2 protein-coding genes are annotated in these 2,070 nt (G+C 57.2%); both read right to left on the minus strand.

What is annotated here, in order from left to right; translation table 11 throughout:
- A partial coding sequence (locus EJQ19_RS31610; RefSeq protein ID WP_164716896.1) for a carbohydrate kinase family protein occupies positions 1-797 on the minus strand: 797 nt, incomplete at its 3' end.
- Positions 798-1,092: 295 nt separating this feature from the next.
- Positions 1,093-1,929 (minus strand): carbohydrate ABC transporter permease, encoded by an 837-nt coding sequence (locus EJQ19_RS31615; RefSeq protein ID WP_126145172.1) that lies wholly within the window; start codon positions 1,927-1,929, stop codon positions 1,093-1,095.
- Positions 1,930-2,070: the final 141 nt, after the last annotated feature.

Raw genomic sequence — 2,070 nt, forward strand, 5'->3', positions numbered from 1 at the left:
CCCAAAAAAGCCCCAAAAAAGCCATCCCCCGCTCCCGTCGTATCCACCGTACGAACAGCGAAGCTCTCTACATGCCCCCACTTGCCATCCAGCAAGTAGTATGCCCCCTCGCCGCCGGCCGTCACTAACAGCAGCGTGATCGCATGCCGCTCCGCCAGCCCGCGGGCAGCCGGTTCCAACTGCTGCTCCCCCGTCAGGAAGCGCAGCTCCTCCTCCGACACCTTCACGATGTCGGCCAGCGCCAGACCTGCCGCAATCGTCTTTTTCCCGACTTCCACATCCGGCCATAAAGACTCGCGCCAGTTCGGGTCGTACGAGATCAGCGCCCCGTGCTCCCGCGCCCGCTGCACAGCCGCCACCGTCGCCGAATATGCAGGCTCCGCCGTCATCGAGATGGAGCCGAAGTGGCAGATGCGCGCCTCGTCCAGCATCGCCTTGTTCAGCTCTTCCTCGCGCAGCAGAAGATCCGCCCCCGGCTGTCGGGCAAAATGAAACGACCGCTCGCCCCTGCCGTCAAGCTGCACGAACGCCATCGTCGTGTGCGCCTCGTCCGAGACGACCAGGCCGCTGTCTGACACGCCTTGTTCCACCAGCGCCTCGCGCAAGTATGCGCCGAACGGGTCTGCGCCGACTTTTCCAATAAATCCGCTCCTACCGCCGAGCTTCGCCACCGCTACCGCCACATTGACCGGCGCGCCGCCCGGATTGCGCTCGAACAGCGGCTGACCGGCTTCCGACACCCCATACGGCGTAAAATCAATCAAATACTCGCCGATCGCCACCACATCATATTTCACCGATATCTCTCCTTCGCCACAATTTCTCTCCACCGCGAGCCCGTCGTTATTATCTACGCCAGAATTTCGCGGCGCCCATGCCCAATCATCTGCAAGCCGCTCCTCCAATGAACTGGAATTTCTACAGTTTATTTTGGCATTTCCGCCCAAATCGGGGTGCTGAACTGGAATTCTTCCAGCTCATTTGCCCCTTTGGCAGCAATCCACTTCAAACTGCAGAAATGAACTGGAGGTTTTCCAGTTCATGAACACACAAAGCCGGTCAACTGGCTTGACGCACGGGCACTCCTTTTGCCTACCCTTTAATTCCCGACATCGTAATCCCCTGAATGTAATACCGCTGCAGGAACAGGAACAGCAGCAAAATCGGCACCGTCGACAACGTATTCGCCGCCAGTACTTTCGACCAGTCCGTCCCTTCATTGGAGGAAAAGGTGGAGATGCCGACCTGGATCATTTGCATTTTTTGTTCGTTGATGACGATAAGCGGCCACAGATACGAGTCCCAGTTGCCGAGAAACGTCATCAGGCCCAGCGTAATCAGCGCCGGCACCGCCGCCGGGAGCACAATCGCGACGTACGTGCGGGGCAGACTCGCCCCGTCCATCCGCGCCGCTTCCATCATCTCGTTCGGTACCTCGGCGAAAAACTGCCGCAGCATAAAAATCCCGAACACCGACAGCATCGACGGCACGATCAGTGCCTTGTACGAATTCAGCCAGCCGAGGTCGTGCATCAGCAAATAGTTCGGCACCAGCGTCACCTCGCCGGGAATGATCATCGCAGACATGAAAAGGGCGAACACCGCCGTTTTGAAACGGAACCTGATTTTCGCAAAAGCAAACGCCGCCATCGAGTTAATGATCAGCACCAGCGCCGTGACGACCGAAGCGACAAACAGCGTGTTCCAGATATAGCGCAGAAACGGGTTCCTCGCGTTGAAAATCACATTATGAAAGTTTTTCCACGTCCACTCCACCGGGACAATCAGATGCCAGTCCAGCGTCGTATATTTAAAAAGCTCCTGATACGGGCGAAACGCCCCCGCCACCATCCAGACAATCGGCGCAACGGAAATGAGCGCAAGAATCGCCATGATCACCAGCCTGAGCATGCTCCACATTTTATTCATTACGTTCCCTCCCCTATTCGTCCGCGTTCCGACTGAACAGCTTCATTTGTATGAGCGAGATCGTCAGCACGATGGCAAAAAGCACAAATGCCGCCGCCGTCGCGTACCCCATTCTCATTTGCGTGAACGCCTGCTTGTAGA

Source organism: Paenibacillus whitsoniae (assembly GCF_003955665.1).
Taxonomy (GTDB): domain Bacteria; phylum Bacillota; class Bacilli; order Paenibacillales; family NBRC-103111; genus Paenibacillus_E; species Paenibacillus_E whitsoniae.